The organism is Streptomyces sp. NBC_00234, from assembly GCF_036195325.1.
Classification (GTDB): domain Bacteria; phylum Actinomycetota; class Actinomycetes; order Streptomycetales; family Streptomycetaceae; genus Streptomyces.
This window is the reverse complement of record NZ_CP108101.1, coordinates 2940670-2959089: the sequence shown is the minus strand read 5'-3', so window position 1 is coordinate 2959089 and position 18420 is coordinate 2940670. Positions and strand designations below refer to the sequence as shown.

The 18420-nt window shown below is 71.6% G+C and carries 17 protein-coding genes and 2 tRNA genes; 4 read left to right on the top strand and 15 right to left on the bottom strand.

The window, feature by feature from the left end; translation table 11 throughout:
- Nucleotides 1–130: 130 nt before the first annotated feature.
- Complete coding sequence (locus OG230_RS12840) at nt 131–721, top strand: lytic polysaccharide monooxygenase auxiliary activity family 9 protein (protein WP_328910323.1); 591 nt, start codon at nt 131–133, stop codon at nt 719–721.
- Nucleotides 722–898: 177 nt separating this feature from the next.
- On the opposite strand, the gene OG230_RS12835 is transcribed toward OG230_RS12840, so the two are convergent.
- The 7 genes from OG230_RS12835 to OG230_RS12805 all read right to left on the bottom strand — a co-directional run bounded on the left by OG230_RS12835 (nt 899) and on the right by OG230_RS12805 (nt 6298).
- Nucleotides 899–972 (bottom strand) — tRNA-Lys (locus OG230_RS12835).
- A 104-nt stretch (nt 973–1076) separates the two neighbouring features.
- Nucleotides 1077–1835, bottom strand: a complete 759-nt coding sequence (locus tag OG230_RS12830; protein ID WP_328910322.1) for an IclR family transcriptional regulator — start codon at nt 1833–1835, stop codon at nt 1077–1079.
- A gap of 167 nt (nt 1836–2002) precedes the next feature.
- Nucleotides 2003–2836, bottom strand: coding sequence for an ectoine/hydroxyectoine ABC transporter ATP-binding protein EhuA (gene ehuA / locus OG230_RS12825; protein ID WP_443051544.1), 834 nt, complete (start codon nt 2834–2836; stop codon nt 2003–2005).
- Nucleotides 2826–3467 carry an ectoine/hydroxyectoine ABC transporter permease subunit EhuD gene (gene ehuD, locus OG230_RS12820; RefSeq protein WP_328910321.1) on the bottom strand — a complete coding sequence of 214 codons (642 nt, stop codon included), beginning with the start codon at nt 3465–3467 and terminating at the stop codon, nt 2826–2828. Before ehuD ends, ehuA begins: the two co-directional genes overlap by 11 nt.
- Nucleotides 3464–4198 (bottom strand): ectoine/hydroxyectoine ABC transporter permease subunit EhuC, encoded by a 735-nt coding sequence (ehuC, locus tag OG230_RS12815; protein WP_328910320.1) that lies wholly within the window; start codon nt 4196–4198, stop codon nt 3464–3466. The genes ehuD and ehuC overlap by 4 nt, the downstream gene beginning before the upstream one ends.
- Nucleotides 4199–4217: 19 nt before the next feature.
- Nucleotides 4218–5120, bottom strand: coding sequence for an ectoine/hydroxyectoine ABC transporter substrate-binding protein EhuB (gene ehuB, locus OG230_RS12810; protein ID WP_328910319.1), 903 nt, complete (start codon nt 5118–5120; stop codon nt 4218–4220).
- Nucleotides 5121–5338: 218 nt separating this feature from the next.
- Nucleotides 5339–6298, bottom strand: coding sequence for a D-2-hydroxyacid dehydrogenase (locus tag OG230_RS12805; protein ID WP_328910318.1), 960 nt, complete (start codon nt 6296–6298; stop codon nt 5339–5341).
- Nucleotides 6299–6547: 249 nt separating this feature from the next.
- On the opposite strand from OG230_RS12805, the gene OG230_RS12800 reads away from it, so the two are divergent.
- Both OG230_RS12800 and OG230_RS12795 read left to right on the top strand, forming a co-directional pair.
- On the top strand, nt 6548–7315 hold the full coding sequence (locus OG230_RS12800; RefSeq protein ID WP_328910317.1) for a maleate cis-trans isomerase family protein: 768 nt from the start codon (nt 6548–6550) through the stop codon (nt 7313–7315).
- A gap of 61 nt (nt 7316–7376) precedes the next feature.
- Nucleotides 7377–8471 carry an LLM class flavin-dependent oxidoreductase gene (locus OG230_RS12795; RefSeq protein ID WP_328910316.1) on the top strand — a complete coding sequence of 365 codons (1095 nt, stop codon included), beginning with the start codon at nt 7377–7379 and terminating at the stop codon, nt 8469–8471.
- Nucleotides 8472–8503: 32 nt separating this feature from the next.
- Here OG230_RS12795 and OG230_RS12790 read toward each other — a convergent pair whose 3' ends face one another.
- Complete coding sequence (locus OG230_RS12790; protein ID WP_328910315.1) at nt 8504–10369, bottom strand: putative bifunctional diguanylate cyclase/phosphodiesterase; 1866 nt, start codon at nt 10367–10369, stop codon at nt 8504–8506.
- Nucleotides 10370–10756: 387 nt separating this feature from the next.
- Here OG230_RS12790 and OG230_RS12785 point away from each other — a divergent pair, with 387 nt between their 5' ends.
- Nucleotides 10757–11998, top strand: coding sequence for a M6 family metalloprotease domain-containing protein (locus OG230_RS12785; protein ID WP_328910314.1), 1242 nt, complete (start codon nt 10757–10759; stop codon nt 11996–11998).
- 83 nt (nt 11999–12081) lie between these two features.
- On the opposite strand, the gene OG230_RS12780 is transcribed toward OG230_RS12785, so the two are convergent.
- The 7 genes from OG230_RS12780 to OG230_RS12750 form a co-directional block, all read right to left on the bottom strand.
- Nucleotides 12082–12155: transfer RNA gene (locus tag OG230_RS12780), tRNA-Lys, on the bottom strand.
- Nucleotides 12146–12826 (bottom strand): hypothetical protein, encoded by a 681-nt coding sequence (locus OG230_RS12775; RefSeq protein ID WP_328910313.1) that lies wholly within the window; start codon nt 12824–12826, stop codon nt 12146–12148. The genes OG230_RS12780 and OG230_RS12775 overlap by 10 nt, the downstream gene beginning before the upstream one ends.
- A gap of 139 nt (nt 12827–12965) precedes the next feature.
- Entirely contained in the window at nt 12966–13307 is a 342-nt protein-coding gene (locus OG230_RS12770; RefSeq protein ID WP_328910312.1) for a hypothetical protein, read from the bottom strand.
- A gap of 96 nt (nt 13308–13403) precedes the next feature.
- The gene (locus OG230_RS12765; protein ID WP_328910311.1) at nt 13404–14747 is read right to left on the bottom strand and encodes an AAA family ATPase; all 1344 of its coding nucleotides are present in this window, start codon (nt 14745–14747) and stop codon (nt 13404–13406) included.
- Entirely contained in the window at nt 14744–16360 is a 1617-nt protein-coding gene (locus OG230_RS12760; protein WP_328910310.1) for a hypothetical protein, read from the bottom strand. The genes OG230_RS12765 and OG230_RS12760 overlap by 4 nt, the downstream gene beginning before the upstream one ends.
- Entirely contained in the window at nt 16351–17511 is a 1161-nt protein-coding gene (locus OG230_RS12755) for a hypothetical protein (protein WP_328910309.1), read from the bottom strand. The genes OG230_RS12760 and OG230_RS12755 overlap by 10 nt, the downstream gene beginning before the upstream one ends.
- Nucleotides 17423–18352 carry a phosphatase PAP2 family protein gene (locus OG230_RS12750; RefSeq protein ID WP_328910308.1) on the bottom strand — a complete coding sequence of 310 codons (930 nt, stop codon included), beginning with the start codon at nt 18350–18352 and terminating at the stop codon, nt 17423–17425. Before OG230_RS12750 ends, OG230_RS12755 begins: the two co-directional genes overlap by 89 nt.
- Nucleotides 18353–18420: the final 68 nt, after the last annotated feature.

Sequence of the window (18420 nt, the reverse complement as noted above, 5' to 3'; positions counted from 1 at the left end):
CGGAATCGGACGCTCATTGGTCTGGACATGTTCACGTCGCGTCAATAACCTATGACTTGGTCTAGACCGCACAACACGCGCGCAGAGCAGAGCTCATGGAACCTCCCCCACGTTCTTGAGGAGCAGAAGCATGCGGAAAAGGGCAAGCGCGGCCGTGATCGGCCTGGCGATAGCGGGCGCATCGATGTTCGCGACCAGCAGCGCCAGCAGCCACGGCTACACGGACTCCCCGATCAGCCGTCAGAAGCTGTGTGCCAACGGCACGGTGACCGGCTGTGGAGCCATCCAGTGGGAGCCGCAGAGCGTCGAGGGCCCGAAGGGCTTCCCGGCGGCCGGCCCGGCGGACGGCAAGATCTGTTCCGCGGGAAACAGCAGCTTCGCGGCGCTCGACGACCCGCGCGGCGGCGGCTGGCCCGCGACCAAGGTCACCGGCGGCCAGGGCTACAGCTTCCGCTGGCAGTTCACCGCCCGGCACTCCACCAGCGACTTCCGGTACTACATCACCAAGGACGGCTGGAACAGCACCCAGCCGCTCACCCGGGCCGCTCTGGAGTCCCAGCCGTTCATGACCGTGCCGTACGGGAACCAGCAGCCCCCGGCGACGCTGACCCACCAGGGCACGATCCCCACCCAGAAGACCGGTAAGCACATCATCCTCGCCGTCTGGAACGTCGCGGACACCGGCAACGCGTTCTACGCCTGCTCGGACGTGCAGTTCTGACGTTCGGCCGACACGGTGTGTGAGGCGGCGACCCGGGCGGGGGTCGCCGTTCCGGACGCGTGCGCGCGTCCGGAACGCACACAGGTGACGCACGTATAGAACATGCGTACGTATGCGTGGGCAGCACAAAGCGCAGTGGGCGGTTCCGGTGTACCGGAACCGCCCACTGCGTTGTCGTGCGCCGTCAGGGACTCGAACCCCGGACCCGCTGATTAAGAGTCAGCTGCTCTAACCAACTGAGCTAACGGCGCCTGCTGACTCGAAAATAATACCTGCTCTCCGGGGGTGCTGACGACACGCGTCGCCCACGCCGGACCCGTGACCGTTTTGTCCGTGTTCTCGGGGTGGGTCGTCCCTAGAGCGCCAGCGACAGGAGGACGGGTGCCGCCCGCCGGTTCAGGGTGTCCGCCGCCGACCGCAGCCGGTGCGCGTCCTCGACCGGCAGGGAGAGTGCCAGGCATCCCGCCGAGGCTCCGGCGGTCAGGGGCACCGCCGCGCAGACCGTGCCCACCGCGTACTCCTGGAGGTCCAGCATCGGGACCGTCGCGGGCTGGCTGTCCAGCTTGGAGAAGAGGACCTTCTCGCTGGTGATCGTCCGCGAGGTGAGCCGGGCGGTCTTGTGGCGGGAGATGTGGTCGCGCCGGCCGTTCTGGTCGAGCTGCGTCAGCAGGCACTTCCCGATCGCGCTGGCGTGCGCCGCCGAGCGGAAGTCCACCCACTCGTGGACCGCGGGCGTCCGGGGGCCGGCCGCCATCTGTGTGACGTGGATCTCGCCGTCGACGTACCGGCTGAGGTAGACCGCGGCGCCGACGGAGTCCCGCAGCTGCACCAGGGTCTGCTGGAGCTTGTCCTCCAGGGCCTGGCGGCGGGCCGCGCCGGAGCCGAGCAGGAGGAGCGAGGAGCCGATGACGTACGCCCCGTCGGTGACCTGCTCGACGTACCCCTCGCGGCGCAGCGTCAGCAGGAGGGAGGCGAGATGGCCGGTGGGCAGCCCCGTCTCGCGGGCGACCTGTACGTCGGTGACACCGTTGCCGTGTTTGGAGACCGTTTCGAGCACGCGCAGGGCGTACTGCACCGAGTGGAACGGTGTGGTCGGTTCGGGCTTCAACGCCACGGTGTCCCCCTACCAGGTTGTGACCGCAAGCTTTCGCCCCACGATAGCCGCCAATAGCCCTGTACGGGGCTGCTGTTGACGACTGGATGGGGGCGCCCCGGCCCTGTCAGCTGGGGCGCACCCGTCTGGCATATGCCCGCGTCATTGTCGATGTACCAACAGCATGGTCACAGCACCGCGTTGAGGAACTCGCGCGTACGTTCGTGCTCCGGATCCGAGAAGATTTTTTCCGGAGATCCGGACTCCACGACCCGTCCGGCGTCGAACATCAGCACCTTCTCCGAGACGTCCCGGGCGAAATTCATCTCGTGGGTCACGCAGAGCATGGTGATGTCGGTGCTCCTGGCGATGTCGGACAGCAGGTCCAGCACGCCGGCCACCAGCTCCGGGTCCAGCGCCGACGTCACCTCGTCGAGCAGAAGGATCTCCGGCCGCATCGCCAGCGCCCGGGCGATGGCCACCCGCTGCTGCTGTCCGCCGGACAGCTGGGAGGGATGCGCGTCGGTCTTCCCCGCGAGCCCCACCAGGTCGAGCAGCTCACGGGCCCGGGCCTCCGCCTCGTCGCGGTCCATGCCCAGCACGCTGACCGGCGCCTCGGTGATGTTCTGGAGCACCTTCATGTTCGGGAAGAGGTTGAACTGCTGGAAGACCATCCCGATCTTCTTCCGGGACTCCCGCAGCTGCTTCTCGCCGGCGGGCTTCAGGGAGCCGTCCGCCGTGCGGACGTGCGACAGCGGAGAGCCGTCGACCCAGATCACCCCGTCGCTGACCTTCTCCAGCGTCATGAGCAGCCGCAGGATGGTCGTCTTGCCGGAGCCGCTCGGGCCGATCAGGGTGACGTGCTCGCCGCGCCGCACCGTGAAGTCCAGTTCGTCCAGGACCACATGGTCGCCGTACCGCTTCACCACCCGGTCGAAGCGGACCAGCGGCTCGACGCCGGTCGACACGAGGCCCGCGACCGCGTCCGCGGGCTCCTTGAGGGGAGCAGATTCAGTGGCCAAGGCGCTTCTCCAGCTTTCTCATCAGTAGCGAGGTCGGGTAGCTCGCGACCAGGAACACCAGTCCCGCGAGCGTGAACGCCTCGGTGTACGCGAAGTGCTCGGCCCCGTACTTCCGGGCCTCGAAGACCATTTCCTGCACCGTGATCACGGCGAGGAAGGGGGTCTCCTTGAACATCGAGACGGCGTAGTTGCCGAGCGCGGGCAGCACGTTGCGCACCGCCTGCGGCAGGATCACGGCCTGCCAGGTCCGGCGGGCCGGCAGCGAGAGCGCCCGGGCTGCCTCCCACTGGCCCTTCGGTACGCCGTCGATCCCGGCGCGGTACACCTCGGAGGTGTACGCGGCGTAGTGGATGCCGAGCACCACGATGCCGACGGTCAGCGGCTCGACGGAGCCGAAGACCGCCGCCGCGCCCACGAGCTGGACCAGCAGAGGGGTGGAGCGGACGAACTCCATGACGGCCCGCACCGGCACGGTGACGAAGCGGCTCGGGGCCCGTCCGGCGACCGCGACGGCCAGCCCCAGGACGGCGGCCACGAGGGTGCCGAGCACCGTCGCGAGCAGGGTGACCCGGAACCCTTCGAGGACCAGCGGAAGGGCGTCTTCGGCGGCGCCCCAGTCGAAGCCGTTCACCGGGCACCTCCGACGGTGGTGGTGGCCGCGGCGCTGCGGCTCTTCAGCAGGCTGCCCGTGCCGGTCTCCAGGCCGAGCCGCCGTTTGGCGGACCGTTCCAGCAGGTTCATCAGCAGGGTCAGGGCGTAGGCCAGGACGAAGTAGGCGGCCAGCAGCGTCAGATACGCGGTGAGGGTCTCACCGGTGCGGTCGCGCAGCTGCTGGATCACGGTCATCAGGTCGGCGGCGGAGATCAGCCACAGCAGCGGGGTGCACTTCAGCAGCTGGATCAGCAGGTTGGTGAAGGAGGGGATCATCTGCACCCATGCCTGCGGAAGAATCACCTTGCGCAGCCGCCGGGACGGTGTGAGGTTCAGCGCGAGGGCCGCCTCGTACTGCCCGCGGGGTACGGAGTTGATGGCGCCCCGCACCACTTCGGAGCCGTACGCCCCGTAGTTGAGGCCGAAGGCGACCACACCGCAGAGCAGCGGCGTCAGTTCGTAGCCGGTCAGCGGCGGCATCGCGTAGTACAGCCAGAACAGCTGGATGTAGAGCGAGGTGCCGCGGAAGAACTCGACGACGGTCCGCGAGACCCCGCGCACCAGGAGCAGCCGGCTGCCGGCCATCAGGCCGAGGGCGAACGACAGGAGCAGAGCGAGCAGGGACCCCAGCACGGTGGCCTGGAGGGTCACCCACAGACCGGCGCGTACCTGGGGGAGTTCGTCGAGGAGAGTGGAGAAGAAGTCACTCATACGGTGTGGTCCGCCCCCGTCAGCCCTTGCACAGATCGGCGGTCTTCAGCGTGGCCGGCGGGATCTCCGTCGCCCCGAAGCCGTACGGCTCCAGGAGGCCGACATAGCGCGACCGGTCCGAGACGATCTTCTTCAGCTCGCGGTTGAAGGAGTCCCGCAGGTCCTCGTTGCCCTGGCGGAACACCGCACCGCCCGGGGAGAACTGCTGCTTGCCGTCCAGTTCGGGAAGGAAGGCGTCGGTGACCTCGGTGGCCGGGTTGGTCCTGGCCAGCCAGCGCAGGGAGATGCCGGTGAGCAGGAAGGCGTCGATGCGCCCGCCCTTGACGGCGTCGGCGCCGTCCTGCGGCTTCTGCAGCGTCTTGATCCGGTCCTCGGCGATGCCCGCGCCCTTGGCGTACGAACCCTCGACCGCACCCGACATCACGCCGACGGTGGCCCCGGCGGCCTTGACGGACGCCAGGTCGGTGAGCTTCTTCGGGTTGCCCTTCCGCACCATCAGCGCGGTGGGGGAGATGAACTCCGGTTCGGAGAAGATGGCGTTGGCGCACCGCTCGGGGGTGATCGCCATGCCCGCGCTGACCACGTCGTACTTGCCGGCCTGGAGTCCGGGGATCAGGCCGTCCCACTCGGAGAGCGTGGGCTTCAGCTCCTCGACGCCGAGCGCCTTGAATATCTCGCGGTGCAGCGTGGGTGCCTCGCCCTTGAGCTCCTTGCCCTCCAGGTAGCCGTACGGGGCCTCGTTGGCGTAGGCGACCCGTACGAAGCCCTGCTTGCGGAGCTTGTCGAGGGCGCCCTCGCCGTCCGCCGCGCCGGCGTCGGTCTTGCTGCACGCGGAGAGCAGGCCGGGAACGACGAGCAATCCGCCCACGGCTGCCGATCGGTTGAGAAAACCCCGGCGGGACAGGTTCGGGAAGTCAGCCATGGTTCGCAATCTCCTGGAGGTCGGACACCGGACAGGGTGAGCGCCTGCCCGATCCCGTACGTCTATGCAGGACAGGGCGGCATGTAACCCAAAAGTGGCCGGAGGGTGACCTTTTCGTGCCCTGATGCGGGCGGAGTGCGACGAGGGGTGTGCGGGGCGTATTGCCGGGCAGGGCCTGGCATGTGAGCGGCCGTCAGTCGAGGCGGTGCGCGTCGGTCTCAGTCGGTGCGGTCGGTGGAGGGTACGTAACCCTGCTGCTTGTCGACGACGTTCGGCAGCGGCCGGCCGGCCGCCCACTGCTCGTACATGTCCACGAACTGCTCGCCCAGCCGGTCGCGCCAGCCGACCGTGTCGCCGCTCATGTGCGGTGAGACCACCAGGTCCGGGACGTCCCACAGCGGGCTGTCAGGTCCGAGCGGTTCGTCCTGGAACACGTCGAGCGCGGCGCCGGCGATCCACCGCTTGTGCAGGGCGTCCGCCAGATCGGTTTCCACGACCATGGGGCCGCGCCCCACGTTGACGAAGACGGCCGAGGGCTGGAGCAGACCGAAGAACCGGGCGTCGAACATCCCGCGCGTCGACTCCGTCAGCGGTGCCGCGCAGATGACCCAGTCGGCGCGGGAGGCCAGCCGGTCGAGGTCCTCGACGCCGTGGATGGTGCGCCGGGCCCGCCGCGCCACGAGCGCCACCCGGACGCCGAGGCCGTGCAGCAGCCGGGTGATCTCGCGGCCGATGGGACCCGCGCCGACGACCACCGCGCGCGTGCCGGAGAGCTGCCGGGCCTCCCTGTGGCGCCACTGGTGGCGGCGCTGGAGCTCCAGGGTGCCGGGCAGGTCCTTCGCGAAGGCGAGCACCAGCCCGGTGACGTACTCGGCGATGGGCAGTTCGAAGATGCCCCGCGCGTTGGTCACCACGGTGTCGGACGCGGCCAGTTCGGGGCAGAGCAGCCGGTCCACGCCCGCGCTCGCGGTGTGCACCCAGCGCGGGCGCGGCCCGTCGCCGGGCCAGGCCACGCGTACTGCGTCCGAGGTGAAGTCCCACACCAGCAGGGCGTCCGCGGAGGGCAGGTCCCGGGCCAGACTCCGCTCGTCGGTGTAGCGGACCCGGACCCGTCCGGTCAGCCGGCCGAGGCGCGGCGGAGGGTCGGTGCCGAGGACGAGCAGGGTGGGCTCTGGCATGGGTGAGTGATCGCTTCTCGACGTCTGAGATGTACGGATTGACCACGCTCGCACCCGAACCCGGCTTCGTCAACGGAACGACCGGTCACGCTCCGTGCGGCCGACAGGGTGCGGTCGCAGGGGGAATACTTGGCAGAGGCGAGGGCAGCGGTGACGGATCACGCGCCGAGGGAGGTACCGGCCGTCCGCCGGCCGCCCACCGGGCCTCCTGCCTCCGCCCGGCGCTCCGGACGCACAGGAAGGGTGGACATGACGACCATCGGACTTCTCTACCCGGGCCACTCGGCCGAGGACGACTTCCAGCGGATCGAGGTCATCCTCGACAGCGACATCAGACTGCCCCTCTTCCACACCGCCGTCGGCGAGGACACCACCCCCGGCGTCGGCGTCCTGCGTGAGCTGGGCTCCCCGGAGCGGCTCGTGGCGGGCGTGGAGGATCTGCGACTGGCGGGCGCCGAGGCCCTCGTCTGGGCCTGCGCCGGTGGAAGCTTCGCGTACGGCTGGGAGGGCGCCCACGAGCAGACGGCGGGCCTGGCCAGGGCGGCGGGCCTGCCGGCGTCCAGTACCGCCTTCGCCTTCGTGCACGCGGTACGGGAGGTGGGGGCGTCCCGGGTCGCGATCGCGGCGACCTACCCCGAGGACATCGCCGCGCTCTTCGCCCGCTTCCTGGAGTCCGCGGGCATCGAGGTGGTCGCCACCCGGGGCGGCGGGCTGCTCACCGCCACCGAGATCGGCACCTGGGACGAGCGGCTCGTGAAGGAGCTGGCCGTCGCCGGGGACCACCCGGACGCGGAGGCGGTGCTGCTGCCGCACACGGCCCTGCACACCGCCGCGTACGTCACCGAGCTGGAGGCACTCCTCGGCAAGCCGGTCCTCACGGCGAACCAGGTGACGGTCTGGGAGGGGCTGCGGCTGGTGGACCGCCGCATCTGGGAGCCGGAGCTCGGCGCGCTCTTCGCCACCCGCGAGCCGCCCATCGGAGCCGCGGAACCCCGCGGGATCGAGGTTCGGGAATAAACGGAGCCAACCTCCTGTTGGCTTCTTCCGATACATACGCATCACCGGGAGAGGCCGAAACGTGGACGAGATCCGAGGCGACCAGATTCGCGGCACCGCAGGCGGAACGGCCCCCGTGCCCCTGTCCGTGCTCGACCTGGTGACCGTGGGACAGGGCCGCACCGCGACCCAGGCGCTGCGGACCAGCGTCGACATCGCCAAGCTCACCGAGCGCCGCGGCTTCCACCGCTTCTGGGTCGCCGAGCACCACTCGATGCCGGGCGTGGCCTCCTCGTCCCCGGCCGTGATCCTCGCCCACCTCGCCGCGCACACCGAGCGCATCCGGCTCGGCTCCGGCGGAGTCATGCTGCCCAACCACGCGCCGCTCGTGATCGCCGAGCAGTTCGGCACGCTGGAGGCCATGGCCCCCGGGCGCGTCGACCTGGGTCTCGGCCGGGCGCCCGGCACCGACGGGGCGACCGCCGCGGCCCTGCGCCGCACGGACCGGCTGAACGAGGGCGCCGACGACTTTCCGCAGCAGCTCGCCGAGCTCGTGCGGTTCCTGGACGACGACTTCCCGGACGGCCACCCGTACGCCAGGATCCACGCCGTGCCCGGCCCGGTCCAGGCGACCGCTCCCGGCGGCGTGCAGTCCGCGGCCCGCCCGCCGGTCTGGCTGCTGGGCTCCTCCGGCTTCAGCGCCCGGCTGGCCGGTGTCCTCGGCCTGCCCTTCGCCTTCGCGCACCACTTCTCGGCGCAGAATACCGTCCCGGCCCTCGACCTCTACCGGGAGTCGTTCAAGCCCTCCGCGGTGCTGGACGCCCCGTACGCCGTGATCGGCGTCTCGGCCCTCGCCGCCGACGAGGAGCGCGAGGCCCGTCGTCAGGTGCTGACCGGAGCCCTGTCGATGGTCCGTCTGCGCACCGGACGCCCGGGGCTGATCCCGAGCCCGGAGGAGGCGGCGGCGTACGCCTTCAGCCCCATGGAGCAGGAGTTCGTCGACAGCTGGCTCTCCAACGTCGTCCACGGCACCGCGGACGAGGTCCGCACCGGCCTCGACGACCTGGCCAAGCGCACGGGAGCGGACGAGCTGATGATCACGGCGAACGCGCACGGCGGCGAGGCGAGGCTGCGCAGCTACGAGCTGATCGCGGACGCGTACGGTCTGCCGTCCTGAAGCCCGAAGGGCCCGTCCGGCGCCGTCGGCCCTCAGGCCCCGGACGGGCCCGGCCGTCGCTTCGCGCCGATCAGTTCGGCGATGCGCTCGGGCGCCACCGCCCGTGAGTACAGCCAGCCCTGCCCCGTGTCGCAGCCGATCCTCCGCAGCCGTTCGGCCTGGCCCGCCGTCTCCACGCACTCCGCGGTGACCGTGAGGCCCAGCCGGTGCGCCAGCTGCACCATCGCCTCCACGATCGTCTCGTCGGCGGGGCTGGGGTGCGCGCCGTCGTCGTAGCGGAAGCCGCGTACGAAGGAGCCGTCCAGCTTCAGTACGGAGACGGGCAGCCGGCTCAGATAGGCGAGGTTGGAGTAGCCGGTTCCGAAGTCGTCGATGGCGATCCGGACGCCCATGTCGCTGAGGGCCTGGAGCGCCCGCAGCGGACGGCCCGCGGAGCCCATCACGGCGGACTCGGTCAGTTCGAGTTGCAGGAGTCCGGCGTCGAGTCCGGTCTCGGCGAGGATCTCCGCCACGTCCGCGACCAGGTCGGAGTCCCAGACCTGACGCACGGCCACGTTGACGCTGATGAACAGCGGCGGCTCGCCGGGATGGTCGAGCTGCCAGCGCCGCGCCTGACGGCACGCGGTGCGCAGCACCCACCTGCCGAGCTGCACGATCGTGCCGTCCTCCTCGGCGATCGCGACGAACCGATTCGGCGCCAGCAGGCCGAACTGCGGGTGGTTCCACCGCACCAGGGCCTCGACCCCCCGTACGGTTCCGTCGGCCATGGAGACCAGCGGCTGGTACTCCAGGGTGAACTCGCCCCGCTCGACGGCGGGCCGGAGCGTGGAGGAGAGCGCCTGGCGCGTCATGCGGTGGGCGTTGCGCTCGGGGTCGAAGAGCGTCCAGCGAGCCTTGCCGTCCTCCTTCGCCCAGTACAGCGTCGTGTCCGCGGCCTGCATCAGACCGGTGGGCGACGTGCCGGCGGAGGCCCGTTCGACCACCCCGATCGACGCGGACACGGAGAGCCGCCGGCCGACGAGGTCGAAGGGCTGCTGGAGCGAGACGAGGACCTCGTTCGCGAGTTCGGTGAGCTGCGCCGTGCCGGTGGAGTCCTCGACCAGGATGGCGAATTCGTCTCCGCCCAGCCGCGCCACGAGATGACTGCCGCTGCGGCCGGAGCTGTCGCGTTCGGCGCAGTCGGTGAGCCGGCCGGCGACGGCGGCCAGCAGCCGGTCGCCGATGCGGTGCCCCATGGTGTCGTTGACCGCCTTGAAGCCGTCCAGATCCAGGTAGCAGAGCCCGATCCGGCCGTGCGGGGGCAGCGAGTCGTCCTGGAACGGCGGTGCGTCCAGGGCCGCGGCGAGCCGTTCGAAGAACAGCGTCCGGTTGGGCAGCCGGGTCACCGGATCGTGCATCTGGAGGTGGCGCAGCCGCTTCTGGAGCTCGCGCCGGTCGCTGATGTCGGCGACCGACAGCAGCGCGCCACCGGTGGCTGACGGGGTGTCCATCGGTACGACGGTGATCTCGGCCCACAGGGAACGCCCGTCGGGGTGCTTCAGCTTGCGGGTGCAGCGGAACCGGGAGCGCCGGCCGTGCAGGACCTCGCGGTAGGCGTGCCAGGTGCGGCCGTCGGAGGCGAGGTCGACGAGGTCGGCGGCCGGCCGTGCGGCCAGGGCGGCGGCATCCGTGCCGAGCAGCCCGGCCAGGGCGTCGTTCGCGCTGACGATCTGTCCCTCGTGGTCGACGACGGCCATCGCGAGGACGGCGACCTGGAAGGCGGCCCGGTAGTCGCGCAGTTCGGCGGCGCTCGGTCCGGCGGCGCTCGGCCCCGCCGCATGACGCTCCGTGACCGGTGGTCGCACGGTGCCGAGCGCGCTGCCTGCCGGGGGCTCCGGCCCTTCGGAGGTTCCGCTCACCGCTTGCTCCCGCTGTGCAGATTGTCGTGAACAGGTGTGGTCGGACAGGCCACCGTGTGGAGTCCCGTTGTCAGGAACGGTATCCACGCCGGAAAACGTGGTGAAGCATAGATGGTCCTGAGTCGGCCGTTCCAGCTCGCCGGCCGTTCCCGGCTCGCCGAACCCCTCCGGACGTCGCTCCGGGCTTCCATCCGGTTTGCCCTCGACTGATCGTTTCCGTGTGGTTCTGTTATATCGCTTCGACGGAATGATCGATTGTGACTGTCCGTGAGGCGGGGCGGCTGCCCGAGGTCCCACTGACCCGAGTGGGGCAGCCCAACAGGACGTACGGCCCCGGTCCGGCACAGGGTGGGTGGGGTGTCCCGTGTTTCCCACCCGGAGGTAGATGTGCCGCGACAGCGCAGACCCGGGGGAGTGGAGAGGCCGAGTCTGCGTGGCGTCGCAGCCGCGCTGACCTCTCTCATGGCGCTCGCCGCCACCTCCCTCGTCGCGGGACCCGCCGTGGCGACCACGCGCGACGCGGGCCCGTGCGCCCTGCCCAGGACGGGGGCGCACCACTCCCTCGGCCTCGACACCTGGAACGGCGCCTACCCGCGTCCCGACCGCAGCCTCGACGCGGTCATGATCTTTCTCTCGTTCCCCGACGCCGAACCCGCGGTCACCCCCGCCGTGCTCACCGCCGACTACTTCCCCTCGACCACGCGCTTCTTCCAGCGCGCCTCGTACGGGAAGTTCACCCTGCGCCCGCACCCGCAGCAGCAGTGGATCGAGATGCCGCGCCCCTCCAGCTGGTACGGCATAGAGCGCGACTGGGACTCGGGGCGGCGCAGCGCGTATCTGCGCGACGCCATCGACGTGGCGGACGCGAAGACCGACTTCTCGGCGTACGACATCGTCTACCTGGTCGCCGACCCGGACGCGCCGGGCGTCGACTCCGACGCCACCAAGGTCGTCAACTTCGACCGGCCGCTGCGGGCCGACGGCGCGGACATCAAGCGCGTCGTCACCGTCTTCGAGCAGCACCCGCCGGACCGCAACGTCCTCGCCCACGAGACCGGGCACGTCTTCGACCTGGCGGACCTGTACCACCGGCCGAGGGACGGCAAGGGCGACTGGGACACCTACGTCGGCGACTGGGACGTCATGGGCAGCCAGTTCGGGCTCGCGCCCGAGCTGTTCGGCTGGCACAAGTGGAAGCTCGGCTGGCTCGACCACCGTCAGATCCGGTGTGTGCAGGGCAGCGCGAACCTCACCCTGGAGCCCGTCGCCGCCGTTCCCGCGCGCGGCGGGTCCATCGGGACCCGGCTCGCGGTGATCAGGACCGGCGAGGAGAGCGCCCTGGCCATCGAGGCCCGCAGCGCCACCGGCAACGACGGGGCGACCTGCACCGAAGGCGTGCTGATCTACCGGATCCGCAACGAGACCCCGTCCGGCGGCGGCCCCGTCGAGGTCCTGGACACGCACCCCGACTCCGACGCCTGCTGGGACAGGTCCGTCTACCCGCCGCTCGCGGACGCCCCACTGGGCGAGGGCGAGACCTACACCGTGCCCGGCGAGCGCACCAGGATCGAGGTCGCGGGCCGGACCCCCTCCGGGTCCTGGACCGTACGGATCACGACGGGCACCTGACGGGAGGCCCCGGGGGCGCGCGCCCACGGAGAAGCGCACACGAAGAAGCCCCCTCGCTTCCGCGAGGGGGCTTCCACCGTCTGTGCGCCGTCAGGGACTCGAACCCCGGACCCGCTGATTAAGAGTCAGCTGCTCTAACCAACTGAGCTAACGGCGCCTGGTGACGTCGTAGACATTAGCACCCGGATCCGCAGGAGGAAAAATCGAATACCCGGAGGCCGGGGAAGGCTGTGACCTGCCCACCCTCACGCAGGCCCACAGCAGCACGTCGGGACCCGGGAGCCAGGGGTTACGGGTGTCGGGGGCGACCACCCAGCGGGGGCCGGCGCCCTCGGAACCACTGGCCAGGGGCGGGACGGTCACCGCGTCACCGGTGCCGTGGCAGAGCAGCGGGGGCACGGAGGCGCGGTGCTCCCCGGTGCCGCCGGTGCCCCATTCCTCCCAGCCGAGCAGGGACGGCAGCCGCTGGGCCGTTCCCGGCGCGGCGAACAGCAGCATCCGGCCCCGGTGCGTGGCGACCGGGCCGGAACCGGGCCCTTCGGACCAGAGCTGCTCCAGCATGCGGCGCCCGAACAGCGCGGGGACGTTCACCACGTCGAAGACGGAGCCGCACGGCAGGACGCCGGGGGAGCCGGGGCGGGCCTGCCACTGGGAGAGCGTGCTGCGCGGATAGGCCGTGGCGCCGGCGAGCCAGGAGGCACCCGCGGCGGTCACCTGCGCGGTCTGGTGCCGGGGCTGGTCCCGCAGCAGAGCGAAGATGTCGACGTTGCGGTGGGAGGCCCCTGCGGCTGCGGGGCGGGTCGTTTCGTCTTTCGGCCAAGCGCTCATGCGGACAGGTCTACAGGGAGTGACGGTGCTGATTCCGAGAGTTGCCGGAAACGGGGACAGAGTCGGGCGCGGAGGAGTATCTTGCGCGCGGGCATATGCCAGCGGCGGTGCCCGGAACCGGGGCGGACCCGTTGGCCCGTCAGGGTCCGGCGTTCTTCATCAGGGTCCGGCCGAACTCGATCATCTTCTTGGCATAGTCCTCGGTCCACTCCGCGCGCTGCGCGACATCGGCTGCCGTGAGCCGGTCGAAGCGGCGTGGATCGGCGAGCTGGGCGGCGGCCACCGCCTGGAATTCGACGGCACGGTCGGCCGCGGCCCGGAAGGCGTGCGTGAGCTCCGTCGCACGGGCCAGCAGCTCCTTCGGGTCCTCCATCGCGTCGAGGTCGAAGAAGCGCTCGGGGTCGGCTGCCGCTTCCGACGGCTCGAAGAGCAGCGGTGCGGGACGCAGCCGCTGCCGCTCGTTCCGCTCGGGTTGTGCCATGAGTGTTCCTCCTTCGGGCGGCCCGGTGGCCACCCTCCATTGTCCAACCCGGCGCAAGAGGGCTGGGGAGCGTCCGGCGGGCCGACGTCCACCCTGTCAAGGCCGCCAGCGCACCCGGTGTTCCGCGAGATGGGCCAGCACCGAGTGATTCGCGTCCCACCCGTCCGGGAACTTCACCGTGACGCCCAGCTGGACCGGTTCGGTGGACGGGTGCTCGTCCAGCAGGTCCGCGACGCCCTCCCGGCACACCACGACACAGGCGTGGCGGTGGCGGGAGGCCAGGACGCACAGGCGGCCCGTCTCCAGATGGAAGGCCGTCGCGTCCGGGCGACCCGACAGGGGATGCAGGACCACCGTCACGTCGAACTCGCGGCCCTGCAGCCGGTTCGCCGTGTCCACGGCCACGCCCGTGACACCGAGCTCGGCCAGCGCCGCCCGGACCGCCGCCGCCTGGTCGCGGTGGGCCGTACCGACCGCGACCCGGTCCGCCGTCACCGGGACCGGGTCGGGCGAGCGCTCGCTCGTCGCCGCGCCGCCCCGGTCCAGCAGCCTGCGGATGATCAGGGCCACCGCCCGGACCGCCTCCGGGTCGGTGCGCGGGGTGTGTCTGGCCGGCAGTTCGAGCAGGCCCCAGCCGGACTCCGCCGCCTCGTCCAGCACCCGGTCGGGACCCGAGCCGTCCGACGGGACCCCGAAGGCCAGGCGGCGCTCCCCGTGGTCCGTACCGCTGCGGAACGGGGTGTACGGGTAGAACGCGTCCGAGACGAGCGGCGCCGCCGACGCGGGCAGCCGCCAGGAGACCGGCAGACGGTGCTGCGGCAGCTTCGGGTTGTGGGCGAGCAGCGTGGTGACCGCGCTCGCCGACGGGTCGTACGACAGGCCCGCCCACTGGTCGGCGCCGACGATCGAGAAGGGGTCCAGCTGACCCGGGTCGCCGACGAACAGCGCCCGCTCGAAGAGCCCCGCGACGGCCAGCAGCGCGTCCGAACGCATCTGGTACGCCTCGTCGACGATCGCGTGCCCCCACGGCTCCACGTTCTTCACGTGGGCCCACTTGGCGGCCGTGGAGATGACGATGCCGAGACCGGCGAGGTCCGCGGCCTTCGCCGACTTCCGTACGTTGTCCAGGCCGTCCAGCACCGTGTCGTACGGATCGGAGTCGTTGCTGTGCAGGCGGCCCACCGGCAGGTCCGGCGCCTTCTCGGCCAGCCGGACCACCAGGTCGTCGACCTGGGCGTTGGTCTGCGCGATCACCATCAACGGCTTTCCCGCGGCGGCCAGTTCGAGGGCGGCGCGCACCACCAGGGTCGACTTGCCGGCGCCCGGCGGCGAGTCCACGACGATGCCGCGCGAGGTGCCGTGCAGGGTGTCGTCGAGGATCGCGTCGGTCGCCCGCTTCGCCGCGGCGCCCGGGTCGAACGTGGCCTTCTCCGAGGTCACAGCAGGTCCTCCGCGGTCACGGGATCGGGCCGTTCGGCCCGTTCGGCGGCGGCACCGGGCGGGCCGCCGTGGGTCCAGGGGGTCTCCTCGGGGTCCGGCAGCTTCGGACCGCCGCGAGGGTCGTGCTCGAACAGGGTCCAGACGATCCGGTCGCCCGGCTCGGGGACCGATCCCGGCGCGGGCTCCTTGCTCCGGCCCATCCGGTCGGTGATCCGCAGCACCAGCAGCGGACCGTCCTCCCCGCCGTCCCCGGCGGACACCCGCTCCACGAACTCCGCGGTCTGCGGTTTGCCGTCCAGCGAGCGGTACACCTTCGTCCGCTCACCGAGCTGCGGGTGCTCGTCCGTACGGACCGTGACCAGGGGGCGCGGGGAAGGACGCTTCGACTCGCTGTAGGCCATCACCACCTCCGTCACCTCCCCGACGAACGCCTCGCCGGACAGTCTGCGCCCCGCGAGCACCAGCGGATCGTCCAGCGCCTCCTGCGCGTCGAGCTGGGCCTGGGCCGACTCCCGGGAGGCCAGCTTCTGCGCGGCCGTCACCGCGTCGTCCCGGCGGGGCTGCGGGGGCTCCCCGGCCCGCACCCGGTCCCGGTGGCCCGTGAACGACCAGCGGTCCCGCGTCCAGCGGTCCTCGGCCCTGGCCCCCTCGGGCAGTTCGCGCAGCAGGTCGAGCCCCCGCCACACCGCGTCCCAGGTGGGCAGCATGACCTTGGCCAGCAGCGATCTGATCTCCCGCTCGGCGCGCGTCAGTTCGGCCAGGCGGGCGTCCGCGGCGAGTCCGTCCTCCGCCGCCGCGAGCGCCGTGCGCGCCCGGTCGTACGCCTCGATCGCGGGGGCCAGCAGCCGGTTGTCGAACGCGGGGTCCGTGGCCGGCCCCGCCGGCGGGCAGAGCAACTGGCCCTCCCGGTCCCGTTCCAGCTCCGCGCGCAGGGCGGCATCGGCACCCGATCCGCCGTCCGGAGGGGCGATCCAGGCGAGCAGCGCTCCCAGGTGCTGGTCCTCCAGGCTGCTCTGGCCGGTCGCCCAGTGGCGGTTCAGGAGATCGGTCGTGGCGAGCAGCAGGGAGGAGCCGGGCACCCTGGCCCGCTCCGCGTAGTGCGTCAGCCAACGACCCAGCAGGGGGACCCGCGCGGGCGCCGGATACGGGGTGTCCGGATCGTCCTCCGCGGTCCGCCGGAAGCGCATCGAGCGCCCCAGGAGGCGTACGAAGTCGATGCCCGCCCGGCTCGGCACGATCAGCTGCGCGGCGTCCGTGCACAGTTCGACCTCGACCTTGACCTTCTTGCCGGTCTCGGGATCGGTCTCGTTGCGCTCGGCCGGCTCGACCACGTCGGCGTACGACTCGATGTGCGGCAGCACGGCCTCGGCCAGCTCGGCGAGGAACGCGAAGCGCAGATCGCGGTCGCGCGGCTGGGCCACGGCCAGCAGCCGGGGCGTCTCCCGGTCCGTACCCACCAGCGCCCCGAGCGGGGCGCCCGCCTCACCGGCGGTGGTGAGCGGGACCAGCACGAGCGGCCCGGCGGTGAGATGGCGGTGGCGGACGGTGGCCAGGGGCTGGGCCCGCCCGCTCTCCACCGCCTCCAGCCGCGCCAGTGTGGTGATCAGTGACATACCGCGCGGCCCTCCAGCGCTTCCGCGCGCAGGGCAGCGGCACGGCGCAGCGCCGCGACCGTCGGATCGGCGGGGTCGCCCTCCTTGCCCGCGGCGGCGGCCAGCACCGCGCCCACCGTCGTGAGCCCGCCGAGCTCGCCGCGGACACTGCGCCCCAGTGCCTCCACGGCGCCTCGGGCACGGGACTTCTCCCGGCAGTGGAAGGCCAGTTCGCAGGCGGCCAGGCACTCCGGGGCGTACGCCGCGCCGACCGCGTCGACGGCCTCGCCGAGCTCCTGCGGCGAGCAGCCCGGGTCGAAGGTGGTGCCCTCGGGCAGGGTGGCGGCGATGTCCTCGATGCGGGTCAGCCTGGTCAGCTGGCGGCGGGTGACGGCCCGCTGCTTGCGGACGTCGACGACCGAGGCCGTCGGCAGGTTGGAGAAGTCCTTCGGGCAGACCAGCAGCACCCGGTGCCCGACCTCGGCGCCCTCGGTCACCGCGGCGATCCGCTCCAGGGCCAGGACGTAGACCGCGGACTGCCGGGCGGCGGCGCCGACCTTGGCCGCGTCCGACGAGCCGTCGATCATGGGGAATGACTTGATCTCGACCACGGTCCAGGTGCCGTCGGGGTGCACCACCACGGCGTCCGGCTCCAGATAGGCGGGCGAGCCCGCCACCTCCAGGGCCAGCATCGGATGGTCGAGCAGGGCCCAGCCGCCCGCCGCCGTCGCCTCCCGCAGGGCCAGCGCCGTCCTGGCCGCACGGCCTTCGGGCCCGGCGGCCGTCAGATCCGGCACCAGCGCCTCGCGCGGTGCCTCGCAGTCGCCGCCGAGGCGCTCGTACAGCAGGCGCAGCAGCTCCGTACCGCCGTCGGCCTTCACCTTCGCCTCGAACGCGTTGCCCCGCATGAACGCGAACTGCGACTGGCCGAAGGCGGCGGGGGAACCGAGCGCCGTGGCCAGCACGGTCTTGTTCACCCCCGCGGCGTCCAGCAGGGCACGCCGCTTGCAGCCGGGATTGGCGGCCAGGGCGGCCAGCGCGCGTGCGTCGAGCGGGTGCGGTGCGACGGACGGGCCGCGCAGCTCAGCGAGCCGCTGCCGCAGCGTCGTCGACCGGTGCGCCGGTGTCGGTTGAATCTGCGGAGGAGGTCCGCTGGCCGGGGATTCGCTCACCCGCGGAAGTCTTGCATCCGGCACTGACATCCGGGGACTTACCGGCATTCACGGCCGTGCTCACGGGGACCGCGCCGGCCCGGAACCGGTTCTTCAGGCGGTCGGAGAGGCGGATGACCGGCTTCGCGAGAAGGGCTCCGACGGTCATCACCGCGACGCCCGCCACGGCGTCGAGGAAGTAGTGGTTCGCGGTCCCCATCACCACGAGCGTGGTCAGCAGGGGGTAGGCGATGCCGAGGGCCCGTACGACGGGGTGGCGGCCGTGCCGCCAGAGAAGGACCCCGCACCACACCGACCAGCCGACGTGCAGGCTCGGCATCGCCGCGTACTGGTTGGTCATCCCGCCGAGCCCGCGCGGTGCGCTCGCTTCGGTGCCCCACCAGCCGTACGAGCTGTACTGGGCCATCGTGTCGACGAAGCCGTGCCGTGCGTCGAGCAGCCGGGGCGGGCAGGTCGGCATCAGCGTGAAGCCGATCAGCCCGAGGAGCGTGGAGGTCATGAGCCAGGTGCGGGCCGCCCGGTAGGCGGCCTTCCGGCGCCGGAACATCCATATGAGGACGGCCGGGGTGACGAGGTAGTGCAGTGAGGCGTACGCGAAGTCGGCGGGTATCCCGAGCGCGGGGTTGGCGGTCAGCAGCCGGTTCAGCGGATGCTCGGCGTTCAGGAAGAGGGCCTGTTCCAGCCGGAGTATCGCGAGCCCGTGGTCGACCGCGGTCGACACGTCACCGCGGACCAGCAGCCGTCCCGCCGAGTACAGCGCGTACACCACCGCTATCAGTGGCAGCTCGGTCCACCATCGGGGACGGTGGCCGGGTGCGGGCGCGGCGGTGGCGTGCTGCATCCGGTAGCTCTCCCCATGTTCATGCTGCCGACGAATGGCATTCAACCGTACGGCGGTCGTCGGCCGGG